This window comes from Corynebacterium matruchotii (genome assembly GCF_011612265.2).
Lineage (GTDB): Bacteria > Actinomycetota > Actinomycetes > Mycobacteriales > Mycobacteriaceae > Corynebacterium > Corynebacterium matruchotii.
The window spans coordinates 1,413,964-1,431,032 of record NZ_CP050134.2 but is presented as its reverse complement, the minus strand read 5'-3'; the positions used below and the strand labels follow the sequence as shown (position 1 = coordinate 1,431,032).

Below are 17,069 nucleotides of genomic sequence, written 5' to 3'. Positions count from 1 at the left end.
AACCAGCAATATCCCAAAATGGGATTTTTTAGATTATAACGACACTTTACTCATTATGTGATCTTTCTCCCCAGTTTAACAGCACAAACGCCGGCAACAGTGGGGGATAACAAGTGCCCCAGGTGAGATTTGAACTCGCACTGGACAGGTTTTGAATCCATTGCCTCTGCCAATTGGGCTACTGGGGCGCAAAAAATAATAGCCCAAAAGACCTCAGCCACAGCATCCCTAACCCGAGCAGTATTGAATAAGTCTCGTCATTACTTATTTAGGAAAATGATCTATCATGATGAGCATGGATTTTAGTCAGATTATGAACATTATCCTGGCGATCTTTGCCTTCGGAACATTAATCACCGCCATCTCGCCAAACGAAAGAATTCGAGAAGCAGCGAATCCGGCCCATGATGCAGGCCCATCTACGCATGGCCGAAGATCCCTTCTCTTGCGCAGAATTAGTAATCTCCAACCCAGGGCAAACAATTGCCCACAATGTAAAATTTGAATTTATTCCCGACCTTCCCAAACCACCACCAGAAAAAACCGCCGCCCCAACAAAAAACCCAGCATGGCACCAAAACCCACTCGACATCATCCGGCAACGACTCCTCGGCGAGCCAATCCAAACCTGGGTCCCAGGCTACGAAATAACAATGCTGTTCTGGTTCCCCAACGAAAACGGCAAATTCGATGTCTCCGCAGAAGGAATCCCCGCCAAAACCACAATCAAAATCAGCTACACCGACGGGTACAAAAAACCAACCCACTACAGCGACATCTTCGAACTCAACGCTGTACTACTCTTTGGCACCGCGAAACCCAAAACCCCAGTACACAGAATCCAAACAGACCTACAAAACATCCACCAAGAACTAAAATCACTACGCGAAGGCTGCGGCTTCCCCCAAACAGACATCAGCAACAAATACTAAAACCACACAACCCTCACCGGCTAAACTAAGCGGCGCGCCGGGTGGGGGTCCTATTTGTGTCCATGGCATCTAACAGTAAATCCTGCTACCAAAAGTGAGACAACACAAGAAACTAAAACAAAACCCCCACTTGCCAGCACAAACACCAGCAACAGTGGGGGATAACAAGTGCCCCAGGTGAGACTCGAACTCACACTGGACGGGTTTTGAATCCGTTGCCTCTGCCAATTGGGCTACTGGGGCGCAAAAGAAATAATAACCCAAAACACCCCAGCCACGAAATTTCCTGTTCACAGCCACCACCCGGCCGAAATGTCCCCACCGTCCGCTACACTGTGGCACTGTGACTGACGAGAAAAACCGCCTCATGCTCATCGACGGACATTCCATGGCCTTCCGCGCATTCTACGCCCTCCCCACCGAAAAATTCACCACCAGCACAGGCCAAGCAACCAACGCCATATACGGGTTCCTCTCCATGCTCGCCACCCTGCTTCACGACGAACAACCCACCCACGTAGCAGTCGCCTTCGACGTCGGACGCACCACCTTCCGCACCGAAATGTTCCCCGACTACAAAGCCCAACGCGACGAAACACCCCCCGAATTCATCAGCCAAATCCCCATCCTCAAAAACCTCCTCACCGCACTCGGCATCACCACCATAGAAAAACCCAACTACGAAGCCGACGACATCATCGCCACCCTCGCCACCACAGCCCAACCCCTAGGATTCGAAACCCTCATCGTCACCGGCGACCGCGACTCCCTCCAACTCGTCAACAACACCACCACCGTCCTCTACCCAATGAAAGGCGTATCCGTCATCCACCGCTTCACCCCCCAAGCGGTACAAGACAAATACGGACTCACACCAGAACAATACCCAGACTTCGCCGCCCTCCGCGGCGACCCATCCGACAACCTCCCCTCCATACCAAAAGTAGGCGAAAAAACCGCCACCAAATGGATCGTCCAACACGGAAACCTCACCAACCTCCTCAACAACGCCGACACCATCAAAGGCGTCGTCGGCACCAACCTCAGGGAACGCATCGACCAAGTAAAACTCAACCGGCAACTCACCGAAATGGTCAAAAACCTTGACCTCACCCACACACCCCCAGAACTCAAACTCCAACCCGTCAACACCAAAACCCTCACCGAAGACTTCAACAACCTCGAATTCGGTACCACCCTCCGCACCAAAATCCTCAAAGCTCGCGGCGTTACCGTGGACACCACCGCAACACCACCACAAACCCCCACCACCGTCGACACCATAGGCGTCGCAAAGTGGCTCAAACAACACCCAACCGAAGCCATGGCCGTCCACATCACCGGCCGCGGCACCCCCGCAACAGGCGACGCCGAATCCTTCGCCATCATCGACCAAAACCACCACGCCATCGCCGGCAACTTCGCCGACCTCAACCCCAAAGACGACAAAGCACTCGCCGACTACCTCCAATCCACCCAACCCAAATTCCTCCACGACGCTAAAACCACCTACCACATGCTCGCCGGCCGCGGCATCACCCTTGGTGGCATCGCCCACGACACCGCCCTCGCCGCCTACCTCCTCAACCCCGGCCAACGCACCTACGACCTCAAAACCACCTACCAACGCCACCTCCACCGAACCCTCGAAATCACCGAAACCGGCCAACTCTCACTCCTCGACATCACCAACACCAACACCCTCATCACCGCAGCCGCCGCCATCTTAGAACTCGCAGCCACCCTCCCCACCAAACTCGCCACCATCAACGAACTCGAACTCTACCTCGACCTCGAACTCCCCCTCACCACTATCCTCGCCGAAATGGAAGCCACCGGCATCGCCGTCGACATCCCCACCCTCGAAGAACAACTCGACACCTTCACCAACCTCGTCACCCAAGAAGAAACCGCAGCCCGCACCATCGCCGGTGACCCTAACCTCCTCCTCACCTCACCCAAACAACTCCAAGTCGTCCTCTTCGAAACCCTCGGCCTCCCCAAAACCAAAAAAATCAAAACCGGATACTCCACCGCCGCCAAAGAAATCGAAACCCTCGCCGCCAACCACCCCCACGAATTCCTCAACCACCTCCTCGCACACCGCGAATACCAAAAAATGAAAACCACCCTCGAAGGACTCATCAAAGCCGTAGGCGACGACGGCCGCATCCACACCACCTTCCAACAAACCATGACCTCCACCGGCCGACTCTCCTCCACCGACCCCAACCTCCAAAACATCCCCATCCGCACCCCAGCCGGCAAAAAAATCCGCTCCGCCTTCACCGTCGGCACCAACTACGAAACCCTCCTCACCGCCGACTACTCCCAAATCGAAATGCGCGTCATGGCCCACCTCTCCAACGACCCCGGCCTCATCACCGCCTACAACAACGGCGAAGACCTCCACAACTACGTCGGCGCAAAAGTCTTCGACGTCCCACCCAGCGGCGTCACCCCCGAACTCCGCCGCAAAGTCAAAGCCCTCTCCTACGGCCTCGTCTACGGCCTCTCCGCCTTCGGACTCTCCCAACAACTCAACATCCCAGCCGGAGAAGCCAAACAAATCATGGAAAACTACTTCCACCGATTCGGCGGCGTCAAACACTACCTCGACACCGTAGTCACCCAAGCCCGCAAAGACGGCTACACCGCCACCCTCTTCGACCGCCGCCGCTACCTCCCCGAACTCACCTCCACCAACCGCGCCACCCGCGAAAACGCCGAACGCGCCGCCCTCAACGCCCCCATCCAAGGCACCGCCGCCGACATCATCAAAATCGCCATGCTCCGCATCCACCACGAACTCAAAAAAACCAACGCCAAATCCCGCGTCCTCCTCCAAGTCCACGACGAACTCGTCGTCGAAATCGCCCCCGGCGAACTCACCACAGTCAAAAACTCATCGAACACGAAATGGACAACGCCATCACCCTCAAAGTCCCCCTCGAAGTCTCCACCGGCCACGGCCCCAACTGGGACGCCGCAGCCCACTAACCCACCAAACCCCCAAAAAGAAAACCACCAATCTATTTGCTCTAGCTGGGCAAACCCGGTAAAGTAGCAAAAGCATGTCGTTACTACGATGGAACCCCACTGCGGTAGGAGAGTGCGGCCCCCATCAAAGTGAGATTAAAACAACGAATCACCATTGCTTTTAAAAGACATGAACCACTGTCCATCAACAATTCCTACACACAATTTGGAGCACCTAACATATGCCCACCAATAAAGCCCCCCAGGTTGCCATTAACGACATTGGCAGCCCTGAGGAATTCCTCGCAGCCATCGACGCCACCATCAAATACTTCAACGACGGCGACATCGTTGAAGGCACCGTGGTGAAAGTCGATCACGACGAGGTCCTGCTCGACATCGGATACAAGACCGAAGGCGTCATCCCCGTACGCGAGCTCTCCATCAAACACGACGTCGACCCAGACGAAGTCGTCGAAGTGGGCGACCAGATCGACGCCCTCGTCCTCACCAAAGAAGACAAAGAAGGCCGACTGATCCTCTCCAAGAAGCGCGCACAATACGAACGCGCATGGGGCGCTATCGAAGAGCTGAAAGAAAAAGACGAAGCCGTCACCGGCACCGTCATCGAAGTCGTCAAAGGCGGCCTCATCCTCGACATCGGACTGCGCGGCTTCCTGCCCGCATCCCTCGTCGAAATGCGCCGCGTCCGCGACCTCGACCCCTACATCGGCCAGCAAATCGAAGCCAAAATCATCGAACTCGACAAACAACGCAACAACGTTGTCCTGTCGCGCCGGGCTTGGCTGGAGCAAACCCAGTCCGAGGTGCGTTCCGAATTCCTGCACCAGCTGCAAAAGGGCCAGGTGCGCAAGGGTGTGGTGTCCTCCATCGTCAACTTTGGTGCCTTCGTGGATCTGGGCGGGGTCGACGGCCTGGTTCACGTTTCCGAGCTGTCGTGGAAGCACATCGATCACCCGTCCGAGGTTGTTTCCGTCGGCGACGAAGTGACCGTCGAGGTGCTGGATGTGGATCTGGACCGCGAGCGGGTATCCCTGTCGCTCAAGGCAACCCAGGAAGATCCGTGGCGTGTTTTCGCCCGCACCCACGCTGTTGGCCAGATTGTGCCAGGCAAGGTCACCAAGCTGGTGCCGTTCGGCGCATTCGTGCGGGTCGAAGAAGGCATCGAGGGTCTGGTTCACATCTCCGAATTGGCTCAGCGCCACGTTGAGGTGCCGGATCAGGTTGTCAACGCCAACGAAGACGCCATGGTGAAGGTCATCGACATCGACCTGGAGCGCCGCCGGATCTCCCTGTCGCTGAAGCAGGCCGACGAGGACTACACCGAAGAGTTCGACCCGTCGAAGTACGGCATGGCCGACTCCTACGACGAGCAGGGCAACTACATCTTCCCCGAAGGTTTCGACCCCGAGACCAACGAGTGGCTTGAAGGCTTCGACGAGCAACGTCAGGCTTGGGAAGCCCGCTATGCTGAGTCGGAGCGCCGCTTCCAGCTGCACACCGCCCAGATTGAGCGGAACCGGATTGCCGCCGCCGAGGCAGCTGCCGCCGGCGAATCTGCCACCGGTGGTAACTACTCCTCCGAGACCGCCGGCGAGGCCGCCGCCGAGGTGACCTCCGGTAACTCCCTGGCCTCTGAAGAACAGCTGAAGGCCCTGCGGGAGAAGCTCACCGGCAAGGCTGAGTCGAACGAGAACAGCTAACCCAGCCACTACCAGGGCAGTAGTAACACATGCACATGCGGTGCGACGCTGCCTTGGGTAGCTAAGAGCGTGATGAATTATCACCCTCACCCATAACGGATAACCGCAAGTTAACCGATAGGGTGGGGGTGTTTCTGCTGTTGAAATCTGGTTTAATGTATACAATGCGCGGTATGAGAAAAACCATTATTTCCGGTCTGGTTGCTACCGTTGTTGCCATTGGGGTCATTGTTGTTGGGGGACTGTTCACACCCGCGATTATCTCCGCGACCCCCGCCGCGGCCTGACGTTTTTCGCCATTTGAGTGCTCGCTTTTACGGGCGTCGACTAGCTACCGCTAAGAACCTATCGCCGTGCGCCAGCCACATTCGCAGGTGCGTCGTACCAATGACCCCCACCCTTGGGGGTAAAACTTATCACTGTCATTCGATACTGAGTGTCAGGTGGGGGTGTGGGGCAGGAGGCGGTGGAACCTCAAGGTAGCACTTAGGGTTTCCCGCTGGCATGTCGGCGTCATGTATGGGATCAAATTTTCGAATCATTACCCCCGGTTCGATCTCAAGGATGGTGCCAGCGTGCTACCACAGGTAGGGTCGCACGTAGCATAAGCAACAATGTGGGATGGACCATGAGATTAATAGGACACAACTGGGATAAGTTTGTGGCGCTGAGCGCTATTGGCTTTGTTGCAGTCATGTATACCGCCATTCTCACTATCTATAATAACCCCTACGAGCAGGCCATTAATCCCATGTATCAGAAGCAGGAAACTGCCGGCTCGCTGGTCGATCAGGCGGTGGGTGAGGCGGTAGAGAAATACCTGAAAGTCCTCAACGCGGAATGGCTTGATAAGGATTGCACACTATCGCATTGCTCCGCGTCGAGTAAGGCAATCCCCGGTGTGCCAGATGAACGGTCGGTCTTCACCAAGCAGGAACGTGCAAACCTGGTGGGTCGGGACAGCGAGCGGGCATGTTTCGCCCCAATCATTGGGTTTGCGATTTATAGTGTGGCGGCGCAAAATCAGAATCCTGGCCGGGGTGCCTGGGCTTGGGCGGGAATCTCGGGGGTAGGGACGTCGGGGGCGGCTGATTCTACCGTGTCTGCCATTGTGTACGGCACTATTATTGAGCGAAACTCGGTGGGGGAGGCCGTGCGAAGCGTTCGCATTCCGCAGCGCATGACCCTCATCAAGGCTGCCGCCAGTGGTGATCAGGGCCCCTATGTGGTGATGGAAGACGAGCGGCTGCGAGCCTCAGAAGAAAACCTTCCGACCTCGTCGTTTGACCCGCTGGTGTTCCGTAAATTTGTAGATTACCCAAACGATGCCACCCGAACCGATGCTTGTGTGGGATAAGTGCATCAGTGGGTGGCGTGCGATTTTTAATTCTCCGGAATGATAGAGGCAGGTTACAAATAGAAGTTATAGGAATAGGAGGAATAGGAGCAGCTGGGCGCAGAGGATTTTCGCCACCATGGACATGGGGTAGACCGTGGTGTAGCCGTTGGCCGGCAGCTCGTTTTTGGTGTGATCCGACACGTACGTCAGGACCGCCGGGTGGGTTTGCATACCGGCGATCATGCCGGCAACCTGGCCGAATGGGATCTTCAGTATCTTGTAGCCAATGATGAGCGTCATCAGGCTGAAGAGAACGGTGACGATGGCACCAATGCCGATGACCGTGAGCGAGGTGGGGTCCTGCAGGGCTTTGGCGAAGCCGGCGCCGGCGGTCGTGCCGATGCCCGCCAGGAAAATGGTGATACCGAGTTGGCGTAGGGCCAGGTTAGCGCCGAAGGGGACTTGCCACACAAAAGGACCAGTGCGACCCACGGCCCCGAGAATAAGCGCGGCGAGCAGGGGACCGCCAGCGCTGCCGAGTTTCAGGCTGGCGCCACCCGGGAGGGGGATTTCGATCAGGCCGACAAGCAGGCCCAAGGTCATGCCGATCAGCAGGGGGAGCAGGTTGAAATCTGAGATGCCTTTGTAGGAATCACCGAACAGTTTCGTGGCAATGTCAATATGTTCGTGGTCGGCAACGACCCGTACGCGGTCGCCGAGCTGCAGCACGGTGTCGGGGTGGGCCACAAAGTCCATGTCGCCGCGGCGCACCCGGGTGATGAGCACGCCCTGCAGGCGGGGCTGGAGCTGCCGGATGGATTTACCGGCAATGGAGGAGGAAGAGACGAAGATGCGGCGGAAGTCGAGGTTTTCGTCGTGGACTGGGTGGTCGCCGGGTAAGGGTTCGCCGATGAGTTCGGCGGCCTTGTCCACTTCTTCGGCGGTGCCCACCACAGAGATGATATCGCCGGGTTCTACGGTGTCGTGCGGTTCGGGCAGGAAGAGTTTCCCGTTGTGTTCGATGCGGGACACGATAATTTCCAGGTTGAACCGGAACGGCATACTGGTGACAGACGGCAAGTTCTCTTTTGTCACCTTGATGCGGTGGGTTTCGAGTTTTTGCAGGGCCACGCCGGCATCTTCGGCCTCTTTATCATGGTCGATTTTGAAGATCTTCGACAGGATCGCCACGGAAAGAATCACCCCGAGCACACCGATGGGGTAGGTGAGGGAGTAGGCGACCACGGGCATTTCTAAGGTTGCTTTGTCTGCTTCGGGGAGGAAGGAGGGGAGGGCGTCGACCACTGCAGCCATGGCGGGGGTGTTTGTCATGGCACCGGTGAAGAGGCCCACGCCTTGTGGTTGGGCGATTCCCCACAACTTAATGAGGCCAAAGGACACGAAGGTGATGACCAAGATCATAATGAGGGCAAAAACATTCAGCCGCAGGCCGGTGGTTTTAATGGATTGGAAAAATCCGGGGGCGGCTTCCAACCCGATGGTATACACGAAGAGGCTGAGCCCTAGAATGTACAGCAGGGGCGGTAGGGTGATTTGCGGTTCAACGGTGGCGAAGGCTAGGCCAACGAAGAGTACGGCGGCAACACCCAGGCGGAAATTACCGATTTTTATTCGACCAATAACCAGGCCTATGGCCATGATCGTCACGAGCGCGAGAATTTGGTTGTCAACAAGGAGGTGTAGAAGGTCCACAGTACCAATAGTTCCACGCTTAAAATTAACTTTCAACTGCTTATCGTGCCTAACGGCGCGGTGTGGCGCGTGATTGTTAATGAAAACGAGTGGGGGAGTGCGTGGTAATCTCCCAGCGTGCGGGGCTGATTGCGACTTCCCCCATATGAGGTTAGGGGAGTGGGGAGCCACATAGTTGCCGTGGGGTGTGATGTGATCAAATCGTCAGTTTTGGCTTTTCGAAGCTTGGTTATGTGCAATCAATTTCTCACGTACTGGGGTATATGGGGGTAATACTCCATGTAGTTATTTCGGCCGGCGGGGGAGCCGCTCATAAAAATCTAAGCAGGAGCTTGGTTATTACCACTATTGTTAGGATGTGTGACAGATTACGGAAAAATACTTTGATGTGGGGTGGTTCATGTCCTAATGTTGTGTATATTGTTCCGGTTATGTTTCCGATTATGTCCAAACCACCATAATGTGTGGTTTTTCCAGTGAAAGGTACTTCATGGCTACAAATGTCAAAGAAGTCTCCGAGTTTATCCTTGATAAGGTCGGTGGCGCGGAAAACATTACATCCTTAACCCACTGTGCAACGCGCCTGCGGTTCCAATTGGCGGACCAGTCGAAGGCCGACCAGGATGCGCTTGACAATAACCCCTCCGTGTTGGGGGTGGTCCCGCAGGGTACCACCGGGTTGCAGGTTGTGATGGGTGGTGACGTCGCCGAATACTACAAGGGTATTAAAGCCCTGCCTGGCATGGGCGACGATGATACCAAGGCTGCTGCCGCTAGCAACAAGAAAGAATATGGCGGGGTGCGCGGTAAGTATGCCTTCGTCGACTATGCTTTCGAATTTTTGTCTGACACGTTCCGCCCTATCCTGTGGGCATTGCTTGGTGCCTCGCTGGTGATTACCCTCCTGGTGTTGTTTGACACCTTCGGAATTCAGGCGTTCCGGGATGATATTAAGACCCAGCCACCAGTGTTCCAGCTGTTGCACGCCACCTACCAGTCGGTGTTCTACTTCCTGCCGATCATGGTGGGTGCCTGCGCCGCTAGGAAACTTGGGGCGAACGAGTGGGTGGGTGCCGCTATTCCCGCGGCTTTCCTCACCCCTGAATTCCTCGCCATGGGTAGCCAGGGGGATACCGTGAACGTGGTGGGGTTGCCGCTGGTGATTAACACCTATTCCGGTCAGGTGTTCCCACCGCTCATTGCCGCCATTGGGTTGTTCTGGGTGGAAAAGGGCCTGAAGAAGATCATTCCGTCGTCCGTGCACATGGTGTTCGTCCCGTTCCTCTCCCTGCTCATCATGGTCCCGCTTACTGCGTTCCTGCTTGGCCCGTTCGGTATCGGCGTGGGTAATGGTATCGCCGCAGCGTTTGCCGCGGTCAATGATTTCAGCGCCTTCATCCTGGCCATCATCATCCCGCTGATCTACCCGTTCCTGGTGCCGTTGGGTCTGCACTGGCCGCTCAACGCCATCATGATTCAAAACATCGCCACCTATGGGGAAGACGTCATCCAAGGCCCCATGGGCTCCTGGAACTTTGCCTGCTTCGGCGTGATCACCGGTGTGTTGATTCTCTCCATCAAAGAACGCAACAAGAGCATGCAGCAGGTTGCACTTGGTGGCACTATGGCCGGCCTGCTGGGTGGTATTTCCGAACCGTCCCTGTACGGTGTGCTGTTGCGGTTCAAGAAGTCCTACTCCCGCCTGCTGCCAGGCTGTCTCGCCGGTGGTTTTGTGGCCGGGTTCTTCAGCATCAAGGCTCACGCATTCGTGTTCACCTCTCTGCTGACCATCCCCGCCATGGACCCCATGCTTGGCTATGCCCTGAGTATCGCCGTGGCCTTCGGCACCTCGCTTACTCTGGTGCTCATGTTTGACTACCGCACTCCGGAGGAAAAGGCTGAGGCCCTGGCGAAGATTGCTGCGGAACACGGTGAGGCGGCACCGCCAGCTGTGGCCCCCGTGGCTGATGATGCGCCCGCGGTCGCAGCATCGGATGCACCCGCCGACGGCAGTGGGGTAGCAACCCTGACGAAGCCGGTGAAAACCGCCCTCCAGTCGGGTGCAGTCACCGAAATCACCAGCCCGCTAGAGGGCGAGGCAGTGGCACTCAAAGACGTGCCTGACCCCATTTTCGCCGGCGCTAAGCTGGGCAAGGGTGTTGCTATCAAGCCCAGCGGGGATACGGTTTTCGCCCCCGCCGACGCCACCGTGCTCGCGGTACAAAAGTCCGGGCACGCCGTGGGGTTGCGTCTCGACAGTGGGGTAGAGCTGCTGGTTCACGTTGGTATCGACACCGTTCAGCTCGGTGGTGAAGGTTTCACCGTGCACGTCGAGGCCAAGCAACATGTGACCGCCGGCACCCCGCTCATCACGTTCGATACGAAGTTTATCGAATCCAAGGGCTATAACATGATTACCCCGGTGCTGGTCAGCAACACCAAGAAGTTCGCCGAGGTGGAGGGCTTCCCCACCGACCATGCGGACACCGATACCGTGGTGGTGAAGACCACCGCTAAGACAGCCGAATCATAAGCCGTCGCCTACTAGGCGCCACTACCAGTTTTGGTGGGGGCGCCTATAGTGTTTTTATGAAAAAAATTGGCCTCACCGGTGGCATCGGCTCCGGTAAATCCACGGTTGCCCGTATGCTGAGCGACCATAACATTCCCATCATTGACGCCGATCGGATCGCCCGCAGCATTGTCGAACCCGGCACTCCCGCACTCGCTGAGCTTGTCGACGCCTTCGGCAGCGATATCCTCCACCCTGATGGGAGTTTGCGTCGTGCCGAACTGGCCCGGCGCGCCTTCGCTACCCCCGAGGCCACCAGCCTGCTTAATACCATTACCCACCCCCGCATTCAGGCGGAAACCAGCCGCCAATTCGCCCAGGCCGAGGCTGCCGGGCAGCCCCGTGTCGTCTACGACATGCCCCTCCTCATTGACAATGGGTTGCACACCGGCATGGATCTTGTGATCGTCGTCCACGCTGATGAAGACATCCGCATCCGCCGCCTCATGCGCCACCGGGGCCTGGACGAGGCGGACATTAGGCGTCGTATAGCAAGCCAAATAGACGAAGCAACCCGGCTGCGGGCCGCCGACATCATCCTCGATAACAATGGCACGGAAGCCCACCTGCGCAACCAAGTGGCAAAACTTATAGGTAAAATATAGTGTGTGATTAATTCATTATTCTTTCTTCCCTTCATTATTGTGCCGTTGTGTATTATCACCACCGCCGTTCTCATCACCTACAACAACATTCGCCAAGTAAAAGAACAGGCCGAAAGCCGGAAACAAGCCGAGCAGGAACGGCAGCTTGAAACCCTCGACGCCCAGGCTGAAGCCCGCCGCTGGTTGGAACGCTTGGGGTCCGAAGTGCTCACCACCGACGGCATAGACCCCGACTCGAAAAACCTGATAGCCACCGCCACCGAACGCTACACCACCGCCCAAACCACCCTGGATGCCGCCCAAACCCGCAGGCAGGCGGAGATCGCCCGCGATATCGCCGTCGAGGGACTCCACCTCATGCGTGACGCCCGCATCATGATGGGGCAACCCGCCGGACCGGACATCCCCCCACTATGATGAAACACTATGTCTTCCGTTAACTCCCACCACCAACCCGACGACATAGCCCGCACCCCCGGCCGGTTCGAAGTCATCAGCGACTACCAGCCCGCCGGCGACCAACCCGCCGCCATTGCCGAACTCACTCAACGCATCAACCGGGGCGAGCGCGACATCATTCTTCTCGGGGCTACCGGCACCGGTAAGTCCGCCACCGCGGCCTGGCTTATCGAACAAGTCCAACGCCCCACCCTCATCATGGCGCCTAATAAAACCCTGGCCGCCCAACTCGCTAACGAACTCCGCCAACTTCTCCCCAATAATGCGGTCGAATACTTCGTCAGCTACTACGACTACTACCAGCCGGAAGCCTACATTGCTCAAACCGACACCTACATAGAAAAAGACTCCGCCATCAACGACGATGTGGAGCGGCTCCGCCACCGCGCCACCTCCAGCCTCCTCTCCCGCCGGGATGTTGTGGTTGTGAGCTCCGTGTCCTGCATCTACGGGCTTGGTAACCCCCAAACCTACCTGGATCGCTCCGTCCTCCTGAACACCGGTGACGAGATCGACCGGGATCATTTCCTCCGGCTCCTCGTCGATATCCAATACGAGCGCAACGACATCGGGTTCACCCGCGGCGCCTTCCGGGTGAAAGGCGACACCATTGACATCATCCCCGCCTACGAAGAAACCGCCGTCCGGGTTGAATTCTTCGGTGACGAAATCGACGCCCTCTACCACATCAACCCGCTCACCGGTGACATCATCAGTCAAGCCGATACCATCCGCATCTTCCCGGCTACCCACTATGTGGCCACCCCGGAGCGTATGCACCGCGCCACCTGCGACATCAAAGCCGAACTTGCCGACCGGCTCAAAGACCTGGAAAACCGGGGAAAACTTCTCGAAGCCCAACGACTTCGCATGCGCACCGAATACGATCTCGAAATGATCGAACAAGTCGGCTTCTGCTCCGGCATCGAAAACTACTCCCGCCACCTCGACGGCCGATCCGCCGGCAGCGCCCCCGCCACCCTCCTCGACTATTTTCCCGACGACTTCCTCACCATCATCGACGAATCCCACGTCACCGTCCCCCAAATCGGTGCCATGTTCGAAGGAGACATGTCCCGGAAACGCAACCTGGTGGAATTTGGCTTCCGCCTCCCCTCCGCCCTCGACAACCGGCCCCTTACCTGGGAAGAATTCGAAGAACGCGTCGGCCAAACCGTCTACATGTCCGCCACCCCCGGCCGCTACGAACTCACAGCCGCCGGCGGCGAATACGTCGAACAAGTCATCCGACCCACCGGCCTCGTCGACCCCAAAATCACCGTCAAACCCACCACCGGCCAAATCGACGACCTCATCGGCGAAATCCGCACCCGCACCGCCAAAAACGAACGCGTCCTCGTCACCACCCTCACCAAAAAAATGGCCGAAGATCTCACCGACTACCTCCTCGACACCGGCATTAAAGTCCGCTACCTCCACTCCGACGTCGACACCCTGCAACGCGTCGAACTCCTCCGCCAACTCCGCCTCGGCGAATACGATGTTCTCGTCGGCATCAACCTGCTCCGCGAAGGCCTCGACCTGCCCGAAGTCTCCCTCGTCGCTATCCTCGACGCCGACAAAGAAGGCTTCCTCCGATCCACCACCTCCCTCATCCAAACCATCGGCCGTGCCGCCCGCAATGTCTCCGGTGAAGTCATCATGTACGCCGACAAAATCACGGACTCCATGCAATACGCCATCGACGAAACCGAACGCCGCCGCAAAAAACAAATCGCCTACAACACCGAACACGGCATCGACCCCCAACCCCTCCGCAAAAAAATCGCCGACATTCTCGACCAACTCACCGACACCCCCCACGAAGACACCCCCGACGACCTGGTTGCCATCACCCACCAGCCCAATAGCACCACCGAAATCCAACAACTCATCACCACCCTCACCACCCACATGGGTGATGCCGCCCGCGACCTCAACTTCGAACTCGCGGCTCGCCTCCGCGACGAAATCGCCGACCTTAAAAAACAACTCCGCGGCATGAAAGACGCCGGCCTCTAAAAACCCCAATTCAGCTTCCACAACGTGATTTGTTACACTAAACGCTGTTCCTAACTACTTTCGACCCAAAGAAACCAGGTTACTCATGAGCGCCTACTCCACCATCGTCGTCGGCACTGACGGATCCAAATCCTCCATGCTAGCCGTAGAACGCGCCGCAAAAATCGCCGCGGCCTTCGACGCAACCCTCGTCATCGGCTGCGCCTACTACGAAACCAAAGAAGACGCCTCCAAAACCCTCCGGCAAGACTCCGTCACCGTCCTCGGCACCGACCCCGCCCAAGAAAACCTCGACAAAGCAACCGAACACGCCCGCGCCATGGGCGCCCCCAGCATCCAAACCGCCATCCGCCCCGGCACCCCCGTCGAAGCCCTCATGAGCATCGTTAACGAAACCAACGCCGACCTCCTCATCGTCGGCAACCGTGGCATCAACTCCCTCACCGGCCGACTCCTCGGATCCGTCCCCGCCGACGTCGCCCGCCAATCCGACTGCGACGTCATGATCGTCCACACCGTCAACTAACCCGGCAACTCACCAATCACCACCAGCGACCTTGTTGCCCGCGTCAACGCAACAAACAAATCCTGATACCCCTGCGGTGAATCATCAACAATCACCAACGGATCCACCACCACAACATCATCAAACTCCAAACCTTGACGTCACTCACCCCGAGAACGCCAGGGTTTCACCTTTCCGCGAATCCGCCACAATCACCACCCCCAACCGGCCCTCCTCCCGCGGCAACACCGCCCACGGATCCGTACCAGCCGCACAAAACCGCACCACACCATCATCCCCACCCCGCAACGCCACCCCCACCGGAGCATCAGGCGCAAACAACCCCAACACCCGCTCCGCCACCGCCATAATCCTCGCCGGCGTCCGATAATTCACCGACAACCGATGCGTCACAAAACCGGTCCCCCACAAACGGCCCCAACGTCTCGCCCAACTATCCACCCCAGCCGGCGACCCCGTCTGCGCCGTATCACCCACAATCGTCATCCACTTCGTCGGACACCGCCGCATCACCATCCGCCACTCCATCGCACTCAACTCCTGCGCCTCATCAATAATCACATGCCCATACGACCACCGAATATCCCCCCGCGCCCGATCAGCCACACTCCGATGCTCCCGCACCTCCTGACGCCGCGCCAAACCCCTCAGCATCCACCACATCAAACGCCGACAACACCTCAGCATCCGACACATCATCCAAATCCGAACTCGCCGACGAACTCAACACATCCAACACCCCTGCGCATCCGCCACCTGACGACGCCACCCATCACCAACCCCCTCATCAACCCCGAAAACCCCCCAATAAGCTCAGCCAACTCATCCACCAACGCCGCATCCGACGCCGACCACAAATCACCCACCTCACGAAACAACGCCCCCTGCGTCACCTCATCATAATCACCCGCCACCCGAGCAATCACCCCCGATCCGACAACAACTCCGCCAACACCACCCGAGGATCCAACACCGGCCACAACTCATCAACAAGCCCCACAAACCCCACATCCGAAACCACATCATCATACAACTCCGCCACATCACCCGCCGACAACAAATTCTCACCACCCAACGGATCCGCCCCAATCAACCCAGCCCACTGCCGCGCCAACCCAGACGCCAAAAAATCCGCAAACAACCCCCGCACCTCATTATGCGGCCGCCCCGACCGTCGCGCCGCAGCCCGCGCCGCCCGCACCAACCCAGGCGACACCTCAAGACCCACCCCATCAACCACCAACACCACCTGCTCATCAGGAACCACCTGATACCGACGCACCGCCCGCGCCAAAATCGTCACCATCTCCACCGACCCCTTCACCTCCCGGCCCACCACCGACTCCACCCCCACCGGAACCACACCCGGAAACAACTCACCCACCGTCGACAACACCACCCCCGTCTCACCCAACTCCGGCAACACCTGCGAAATATACTCCAAAAACGCCGAATTCGGCCCCAAAATCAAACACCCCCGTCCGCGACAAAAACTCCCGCCACACATACAACAAATACGCAGCCCGATGCAACGCCACCGCAGTCTTCCCCGTCCCCGGACCACCCTCAACCACCATCACCCCCCGACTCTCATCCCGAATAATCACATCCTGCTCCCGCTGAATCGTCGACACAATCGACCCCATACGCCCAGTCCGAGCCGCCCGCATCGCCCGAAACAACGCCGACTCACAACCACCCCCAAATCACCAACACCCCCCACATCCACACCAGACAACACCTCATCAGTCACCCCCACCACAACCCGACCCCGCATCCGAATATGCCGCCGCCGCCTCCACCCCCACGGCTGCGCCGTCGTCGCCACATAAAACGGCCGAGCCATCGGCGCCCGCCAATCCACCAACAACACCCGACCCCCATCATCAACCAACCCAACCCGGCCCACATACCGACACTCACCCCCAACCATATCCAACCGACCAAACACCAACCCCAACTCCGCCACCCGCAACTCATCCAACCGCCCAACCAACCCGTGATACTCCACCTCACGCTCCACCAACGCATCCACATCATCACCCTGCAACTGCACCGCAACCAACCGCTCCTGCGCCACCCGCACCCGCGCATCCAACACCCCAAACAACCCATCCACAAAACCCTGCTCCAACGCCACCACATCACACACCACAATCACTCCCAAAAAACTAAAAACCAGCGCCCCCCAGCGCTGG

9 protein-coding genes, 1 tRNA gene and 2 pseudogenes are annotated in these 17,069 nt (G+C 57.7%); 9 read left to right on the top strand and 3 right to left on the bottom strand.

The features are described from left to right. The first annotated feature begins 404 nt into the window (after positions 1 to 404). Positions 405 to 932 (top strand): hypothetical protein, encoded by a 528-nt coding sequence (locus tag HBA49_RS06475; RefSeq protein ID WP_112767194.1) that lies wholly within the window; start codon positions 405 to 407, stop codon positions 930 to 932. A 169-nt stretch (positions 933 to 1,101) separates the two neighbouring features. Here the strand turns inward: HBA49_RS06475 and HBA49_RS06470 are convergent. Further along, positions 1,102 to 1,175: transfer RNA gene (locus HBA49_RS06470), tRNA-Leu, on the bottom strand. 124 nt (positions 1,176 to 1,299) lie between these two features. Here HBA49_RS06470 and polA point away from each other — a divergent pair. The 3 genes and pseudogenes from polA (at position 1,300) to HBA49_RS06455 (ending at position 6,992) form a co-directional block, all read left to right on the top strand. After that, a pseudogene (polA, locus tag HBA49_RS06465) lies at positions 1,300 to 3,932 on the top strand (DNA polymerase I). 221 nt (positions 3,933 to 4,153) lie between these two features. Next, on the top strand, positions 4,154 to 5,635 hold the full coding sequence (gene rpsA, locus HBA49_RS06460) for a 30S ribosomal protein S1 (RefSeq protein ID WP_005522970.1): 1,482 nt from the start codon (positions 4,154 to 4,156) through the stop codon (positions 5,633 to 5,635). 628 nt (positions 5,636 to 6,263) lie between these two features. Then, on the top strand, positions 6,264 to 6,992 hold the full coding sequence (locus tag HBA49_RS06455; protein ID WP_005527245.1) for a hypothetical protein: 729 nt from the start codon (positions 6,264 to 6,266) through the stop codon (positions 6,990 to 6,992). A 66-nt stretch (positions 6,993 to 7,058) separates the two neighbouring features. Here the strand turns inward: HBA49_RS06455 and HBA49_RS06450 are convergent, their stop codons facing one another. Beyond that, the gene (locus HBA49_RS06450; RefSeq protein WP_172458870.1) at positions 7,059 to 8,633 is read right to left on the bottom strand and encodes an aspartate:alanine exchanger family transporter; all 1,575 of its coding nucleotides are present in this window, start codon (positions 8,631 to 8,633) and stop codon (positions 7,059 to 7,061) included. 544 nt (positions 8,634 to 9,177) lie between these two features. Here HBA49_RS06450 and HBA49_RS06445 point away from each other — a divergent pair. The 5 genes from HBA49_RS06445 to HBA49_RS06425 all read left to right on the top strand — a co-directional run bounded on the left by HBA49_RS06445 (position 9,178) and on the right by HBA49_RS06425 (position 14,871). Further along, positions 9,178 to 11,220, top strand: coding sequence for a glucose PTS transporter subunit IIA (locus tag HBA49_RS06445; RefSeq protein ID WP_005527407.1), 2,043 nt, complete (start codon positions 9,178 to 9,180; stop codon positions 11,218 to 11,220). 56 nt (positions 11,221 to 11,276) lie between these two features. Then, positions 11,277 to 11,864: a dephospho-CoA kinase gene (gene coaE, locus HBA49_RS06440; protein WP_005522961.1), complete on the top strand. Its 588-nt coding sequence runs from the start codon at positions 11,277 to 11,279 to the stop codon at positions 11,862 to 11,864. Between the two features lie 3 nt (positions 11,865 to 11,867). Further along, the gene (locus HBA49_RS06435; RefSeq protein ID WP_005522960.1) at positions 11,868 to 12,281 is read left to right on the top strand and encodes a hypothetical protein; all 414 of its coding nucleotides are present in this window, start codon (positions 11,868 to 11,870) and stop codon (positions 12,279 to 12,281) included. A 9-nt stretch (positions 12,282 to 12,290) separates the two neighbouring features. After that, on the top strand, positions 12,291 to 14,345 hold the full coding sequence (gene uvrB, locus HBA49_RS06430; RefSeq protein WP_005522959.1) for an excinuclease ABC subunit UvrB: 2,055 nt from the start codon (positions 12,291 to 12,293) through the stop codon (positions 14,343 to 14,345). A gap of 85 nt (positions 14,346 to 14,430) precedes the next feature. Then, positions 14,431 to 14,871 (top strand): universal stress protein, encoded by a 441-nt coding sequence (locus tag HBA49_RS06425; RefSeq protein ID WP_005526949.1) that lies wholly within the window; start codon positions 14,431 to 14,433, stop codon positions 14,869 to 14,871. Here HBA49_RS06425 and HBA49_RS13160 read toward each other — a convergent pair. Then, a pseudogene (locus tag HBA49_RS13160) lies at positions 14,868 to 17,053 on the bottom strand (HelD family protein). The gene HBA49_RS06425 and the pseudogene HBA49_RS13160 overlap by 4 nt on opposite strands. Positions 17,054 to 17,069 lie beyond the last annotated feature (16 nt).

Coding starts and splice junctions, on each gene's coding strand:
- uvrB (WP_005522959.1), top strand. CDS start 12,291: ATGTCTTCCGTTAACTCCCACCACCAACCCGACGACATAGCCCGCACC.
- HBA49_RS06475 (WP_112767194.1), top strand. CDS start 405: ATGATGCAGGCCCATCTACGCATGGCCGAAGATCCCTTCTCTTGCGCA.
- HBA49_RS06450 (WP_172458870.1), bottom strand. CDS start 8,633: ATGGCCATAGGCCTGGTTATTGGTCGAATAAAAATCGGTAATTTCCGC.
- HBA49_RS06455 (WP_005527245.1), top strand. CDS start 6,264: ATGAGATTAATAGGACACAACTGGGATAAGTTTGTGGCGCTGAGCGCT.
- HBA49_RS06445 (WP_005527407.1), top strand. CDS start 9,178: ATGGCTACAAATGTCAAAGAAGTCTCCGAGTTTATCCTTGATAAGGTC.
- HBA49_RS06425 (WP_005526949.1), top strand. CDS start 14,431: ATGAGCGCCTACTCCACCATCGTCGTCGGCACTGACGGATCCAAATCC.
- coaE (WP_005522961.1), top strand. CDS start 11,277: ATGAAAAAAATTGGCCTCACCGGTGGCATCGGCTCCGGTAAATCCACG.
- rpsA (WP_005522970.1), top strand. CDS start 4,154: ATGCCCACCAATAAAGCCCCCCAGGTTGCCATTAACGACATTGGCAGC.